At 47.4% G+C, this 5,892-nt stretch carries 6 protein-coding genes and 1 riboswitch; all 6 genes read left to right on the forward strand.

The annotated features are described in order from the left end of the window. On the forward strand, positions 1–350 hold a 350-nt coding region (locus BMX84_RS12655), incomplete at its 5' end, for a hypothetical protein (RefSeq protein WP_218142382.1). Positions 351–568: 218 nt separating this feature from the next. After that, a complete protein-coding gene (locus tag BMX84_RS12145) occupies positions 569–2,239 on the forward strand; it encodes a formate--tetrahydrofolate ligase (protein ID WP_091490291.1) in 1,671 nt (556 codons plus the stop codon). 12 nt (positions 2,240–2,251) lie between these two features. Continuing rightward, the gene (locus tag BMX84_RS12150; RefSeq protein ID WP_091490294.1) at positions 2,252–2,914 is read left to right on the forward strand and encodes a cyclodeaminase/cyclohydrolase family protein; all 663 of its coding nucleotides are present in this window, start codon (positions 2,252–2,254) and stop codon (positions 2,912–2,914) included. Between the two features lies 1 nt (position 2,915). Next, the gene (locus tag BMX84_RS12155) at positions 2,916–3,767 is read left to right on the forward strand and encodes a bifunctional 5,10-methylenetetrahydrofolate dehydrogenase/5,10-methenyltetrahydrofolate cyclohydrolase (RefSeq protein WP_091490296.1); all 852 of its coding nucleotides are present in this window, start codon (positions 2,916–2,918) and stop codon (positions 3,765–3,767) included. 22 nt (positions 3,768–3,789) lie between these two features. Next, entirely contained in the window at positions 3,790–4,359 is a 570-nt protein-coding gene (locus tag BMX84_RS12160; RefSeq protein ID WP_091490299.1) for a 5-formyltetrahydrofolate cyclo-ligase, read from the forward strand. Between the two features lie 50 nt (positions 4,360–4,409). Then, positions 4,410–4,505, forward strand: a riboswitch (THF riboswitch). Between the two features lie 128 nt (positions 4,506–4,633). Beyond that, a complete protein-coding gene (locus BMX84_RS12165; protein WP_091490302.1) occupies positions 4,634–5,587 on the forward strand; it encodes a folate family ECF transporter S component in 954 nt (317 codons plus the stop codon). The last annotated feature ends 305 nt before the right edge of the window (positions 5,588–5,892 follow it).

The raw sequence follows: 5,892 nt of genomic DNA on the forward strand, positions 1-5,892 counted from the left end.
CTTTGAGCACTGCCAATGTTACCTTGATTGAACGCGCTCAGGGAATCTTTCTTTTGAGCACTGCCAATGCGGCTCTCATTGAGCGTACTCGAAAGCAAATAGCGGTGAGTACGCCCAATACTGCCATCATTAGGTGTACTCAGGAGGAAATTCCTTTGGGTACTGCCAATGCGGCTCTCATTGAACGTACTCGAAAGCAAATAGCGGTGAGTACGTCCATTATTCCCATCATTAAGTGTACCCAGGAGGAAATTCCTTTGGGTACTGCCAATGCGGCTCTTATTGAACGTACTCAGATTAATCCTCCTTTGGGCACTGCTAATACGGCATTCATTGAACGCGCTCAGTAGATCCTTCTTTTGAGCACAGCCAATATAGATCTCATTGAATATAATTAGTCAAATCGGACAAACCTGATCAAACAGAAATCTTAATAGATTTTAATTGGCGGATGCTTATCCTGTGTTATACTGAAAACAGGTTAAATACAAGCGTTGTATACCCTTACATTTTTTCAGAAGGGCATGCAGGGTTATCAAACAGGTTCCAACTATAAGGAGGAGTAAACATGGTGAAAAGTGATATCGAAATAGCACAGTCCACAGAAATGCTTCCAATAGAAGAAATCGCACAAAAATTGTCGATCGACAAAGAGGATCTGGATCATTACGGAAAATACAAGGCCAAAGTGGATTTCAGTGCCCTACATAATAAAGAAACAAATAATGGAAAACTGATTTTAGTCACGGCTATCAATCCGACTCCGGCCGGTGAAGGTAAAACGACCACGTCTGTCGGTCTGGGCGACGCCCTGCAGAAAATCGGTAAAAAGTCTGCCATTGCTTTACGCGAACCTTCTTTAGGACCTGTATTTGGAGTGAAAGGCGGCGCGGCAGGAGGGGGATTTGCTCAAGTCATCCCGATGGAAGACATCAACCTGCACTTCACCGGAGATATCCATGCGATCGGTGCGGCAAATAATCTGGTTTCTGCCATGATCGATAACCATATTTACCATGGGAATGAGTTGGATATCGATCCAAGACGCATCACCTGGCGACGTGCCATGGACATGAACGACCGTCAGCTGCGTTCGATCGTCAGCGGGATCGGGGCACGTACGAACGGCATGCCAAGAGAAGGCGGCTTCGATATCACCGTGGCTTCTGAGATCATGGCGGTTTTATGCCTGTCTCATTCCTTAGATGAAATGAAAGAAAAATTAAGCGACTGCCTGATCGGGTACACCTTTAATAATGAACCGGTCAAACTGGGCGATCTGAATGCGCAGGGGGCTGTCGCAGCACTTTTGAAAGATGCTTTGAAACCTAACCTGGTCCAGACCCTTGAACATACCCCGGTATTTATTCACGGCGGACCGTTCGCCAATATCGCTCATGGCTGTAACAGTCTTCTGGCAACTAAAATGGCGCTGGCTCATGCTGATTACGTGGTGACAGAGGCCGGTTTCGGTGCGGATCTGGGTGCTGAGAAGTTCATCGACATCAAATGCCGTATTGGTGATGTCAAACCGGATGCCGTTGTTATTGTCGCAACGATCCGGGCATTGAAGATGCATGGTGGTGTCAAAAAGACCGATCTGGCTGAAGAAAATACAGAAGCCCTGAAAGCTGGTCTGCCGAACCTTTTAAAACATATCGAAAACATTCAAACGACCTTTAATCTTCCTGCCGTGGTCGCCATCAACGCCTTCCCTGGAGACACTCAGGAAGAGCTGGATGTCCTGAAAGAAGCGATCGAAGCCACCGGAAGTAAAGTCGTTCAGTCGAATGTCTGGGCTGAAGGCGGAGCCGGCGGTGTGGAATTGGCTGAAGAAGTCGTCAAACTGTGTGAACAGGATTCTGAAATGACCTTTGCCTATGAGCTGGGCGATACCATCGAAACGAAAGTCGACAAGATCGTTCAGTCTGTCTACGGTGGTAAAGGGACCGAATGGAGCGTGGCTGCCAAACGCACAGCCAGACGTCTGACGAAACTGGGTTACAGTGACCTGCCGATCTGTATGGCAAAAACACAGTATTCATTATCGGACGATGCCAAAGCCCTGGGCAGACCGACTGACTTTGAAGTGAACATTCGTGACTTGTCCGTTTCTGCCGGCGCCGGCTTTATCGTCGTCCTGACAGGTAACATCATGCGTATGCCGGGTTTGCCTAAAGTGCCTTCTGCCGAACAGGTGGATGTAAATGCGGAAGGAAAAATCACCGGATTATTTTAAGGAGGGATTCTAATGAAGGATGAAACATTTTCTGCTTATTTGACAGAATTAGGATCCAAAGACGGCGTGTCGGGGGGCGGAAGTGCCGCAGCGTATATTGGAGCCATGAGTGCCTCACTGGTGCGTATGGTCGCCGATATCCAGAAGGACAAGAAAACCTACGCTGAAAAGAAGGATGAATTAAATTCTCTCTTAAACGAAGCGGAGCGGATCAGAGAAGCTTTTGAAGAGCTGGCCAAAGCAGATGCGGTGGCTTTTGAACCGGTACTGGATGCCTACAAGCTGTCTAAAGGAACACAAGAGGAAAAGAAGGCCCGACAGGAAGCCGTTGAAGCGGCACTGAAAGGAGCCGTGGAGCCTCCACGCCTGATGCTGGAGGAAGGACAGAACCTTATTCAAGTTTTGAAAGAACTGACGGCTTTTCGTATGAAAGGGACCATTGTGAATGATTTGATGGTCGCGACTTTGTTTATGGGAAGTGTGCTGGAAACGGCGGTCCTGAATGTGACGATCAATACGAAGCTGATGAAAGACAAGGAGCTGAAAGAGCAGCTAGAGAAAGAAGCTGAACGCCGTCTGGCACACGGTAAGCTGGAACTCACTAAATTGTCGGAGTCGATCCGCTATTTCCTTGAACATAATGAGTGGCCGGAACTTTTGACCGAGGAGGAATGACATGACGACTGAATTAAAAGGAAAACCTGTCGCGCGGCAGTTGCTTGATCGTGCATTAAAGACAGTGGAAGACTTAAAGAAAATCGACTGTTTTCCGACTTTAGCTATTGTAAGAGTGGGACATGAACAGGCTTCCGTTTCTTATGAAAATGCCGCGATCAAAGCGATGGAGCGTGTCGGGATCGCTGTTGAATCTGTCGTTTTTGAAGAGACAGTAAGTTCCCAGGCGTTTTTAGAGGCCCTGCGCGGATTGAATCATAACCAAAGGGTTCATGGGATCCTTGTCATGCAACCTTTGCCCGGGACCTTATCCAGAAATGATGTGGCCCGCTGTGTGGATCCGGCCAAGGATATCGACGGTCTGACACCTGAAAATCTAGGACTGGTCGTTGAGAACGAAAAAAATGCACTGGTGCCAAGTACGCCTAAAGCCGTTATGGCGCTTTTGGATCATTACGATATAGAGCTGGAAGGGAAAGACGTCTGTGTGGTCGGGAGCAGTCCGGTGGTCGGTAAACCGCTGACGCTGATGCTGTTGAATGCTGAGGCGACTGTGAGCAATCTGCATATCAAGACGAAAGACACGAAACGCTATACTCAAAAAGCAGACATCGTCATTTCTGCAACAGGAGTCGTTGAATTGCTGGCAGCGGACGACATCAAAGACGGTGCCGTCGTTATCGATGTCGGCTTCGGATATAAAGACGGCAAACCGGTGGGAGACGTCAAGTACGATGAAGTGGCAGCGAAAGCTTCCGCGATCACGCCTGTTCCCGGTGGAGTCGGCTCGATCACAACAGCTGTCCTGGCGGAACAAGTGACTCAGGCAGCCTGGCGTCAGTGTTCAGAGTAATTTAGAGAGTGAGGTGAGGGATATGGGAAAAAATGAACTGCGTAAAGGAATGATCATCGCTCTGGAGCAGATCGGACTGATCGAAAGAAAAAAAGCCGAAAAAGCGATGCACACGCATTTGTTTGAATCTGCTTTATGGAAGCAGGCTGACAGCATTGGGATCACGCTTTCGACGACGAAAGAATGGGACACCAATGCTATTGTTGAGCAAGCGTGGCTGGACGGTAAACAAGTGTGCGTACCCAAGTCGATCCATCATACTCGTGAACTCCACTTTTACGAAATCACGTCTTTCCGGCAAGTGGAAAAGGGGTACTATGATCTGATCGAACCGATCGTCAGTGAAACCGAACGGGTGGACGATTCTGCGATCGACTTGATGATCGTGCCTGGTCTGATTTTTACGCAGGAAGGGTACCGCATCGGTTTTGGCGGAGGTTACTACGACCGCTTCCTGAAGGATTTTAAAAATACCACGGTTTCACTTCTGCATTCAAACCAGCTGGTGGATTCATTCCCAGTCGAATCGTTTGATATCCCGGTACAGTATCTAATCACAGAAGAGGGTTTGATGAGGGCCGAGAGAAGCTGATCTGATTTTTCTTGTAACAGTCATGCAGGACCCTTATAATGATCATGGAAGAAAGAGTAAGAGAAATACGTTAAGTGCTAGTGGATGGGATGTTGCCACTAGACGAAAAAACTTTGGTTTTGCGATTTTTCTCTGCATCCGCTTTAAAACTGAATAGTTTTTTGGCGAGGACTCTTTAATTTGACTGACTTTGTATTCACATGGACAGTCCGATTAACTTTTTCAGTAAATTTTTCTGCTGGGAAAGTATAGAAATTAAAGGAGATCTTCGAATATGAATGAAACACCGAACAGGCCAGTCGGACATAATACGAAATGGGATTATGCTTTGATTGGTATCATCGCACCACTTTTATTATCCATCGTTATTCCTTTTATGCGTTCAGGCAATGGAACAAGCGGTGCACATTTCTTTGCCGACCAGTATGAAAACTGGGAAATGGTTTTGGCGGATAGTGTCTATCTCTTTGTTTTTACAGGGATACTTTTCTCCTTAGGGATATATGTCTACAGACGCCTGCAGCGGGAAAGTGTACTGATCAGCCTGCTGATCGGCTTCCTGCTGACTGGAGCAGCTTATTTTCTGTTTTTGCAGAATGAGATCCTTGGTTTAGAAGGCATGTTTTCCGGTAGTGGTATCATTTATGGTATCGTCTTCTTGTTTTACGGCTGGATGCTGTTGTATCGCGCTTTGAGCCTATCCAAGTGGGACTTGGATACGCGAGGCATAGCGATCGTCGGGATTCTGATGGCCATGTCGATCGCGCTGGGACGTGTAGGGATCACCACACCTATCGTTCGGATAACCTTTTCGTTTCTGCCCACTGCCCTGATCGGTATACTATTTGGTCCGTGGGTCGCGGGAGTTGCCGCGGCACTTGGGGACCTCCTGGGCTTTATTATCGGTGGAGGCGTTGGTGGGTTTTTCCCCGGCTTTACGCTTTCTGCCTTTTTAGGTGGCGTATCGTACGGTGTGTTTTTACACAAAAAGAAAGTCACGAAGAAACGTGTGCTGATGGCTGTGGCATTCAATACACTCTTCGTTAACTTGACGCTGAATACGCTTTGGCTCTATATCCTGACGCAGAATCCGATCGCGGTTCTTTTACCGCCACGCCTGCTTCAAAATGCAGTCATGTCAGTCGTGCGTTTCCTGAGTATCTGGTTTATCGCCAGCAACAAACAGCTCCGTGGTGTGTATATGAAGTACTCGACCGCAAAATCTTAATGATTATAATTGGAAAGAGGGTGGACAGCTGTCCACCCTCTTCATTTTTAGGGTTCAAGTGGAAGGATTAGGCAAGTCTGCCTAATCAAGACCGTATTAAAGAGGTGATTGGTATCACCGAAAATGGATTCTTCGTGAGCAGACTGAATGAGCAGCATATTAGTATTACTCAAAATGTGATTGGTCGTGAGTACGTCGAATGAAGGCGTCATTGGCAGTACTCAAATGTGAATCTTTGCGAGCACGTCGAATGAAGCGGTCATTGGCAGTACCCAAACGTGAATCTTTGCGAGCACGTCGAATGA

Source organism: Alkalibacterium putridalgicola (assembly GCF_900109825.1).
In the GTDB taxonomy this organism is placed as follows: Bacteria; Bacillota; Bacilli; order Lactobacillales; family Carnobacteriaceae_A; genus Alkalibacterium; species Alkalibacterium putridalgicola.

Excerpts from the sequence above, each read along its gene's own strand:
- BMX84_RS12165 (WP_091490302.1), top strand. The coding sequence starts at position 4,634 with ATGAATGAAACACCGAACAGGCCAGTCGGACATAATACGAAATGGGAT.
- BMX84_RS12155 (WP_091490296.1), top strand. The coding sequence starts at position 2,916 with ATGACGACTGAATTAAAAGGAAAACCTGTCGCGCGGCAGTTGCTTGAT.
- BMX84_RS12145 (WP_091490291.1), top strand. The coding sequence starts at position 569 with ATGGTGAAAAGTGATATCGAAATAGCACAGTCCACAGAAATGCTTCCA.
- BMX84_RS12150 (WP_091490294.1), top strand. The coding sequence starts at position 2,252 with ATGAAGGATGAAACATTTTCTGCTTATTTGACAGAATTAGGATCCAAA.
- BMX84_RS12160 (WP_091490299.1), top strand. The coding sequence starts at position 3,790 with ATGGGAAAAAATGAACTGCGTAAAGGAATGATCATCGCTCTGGAGCAG.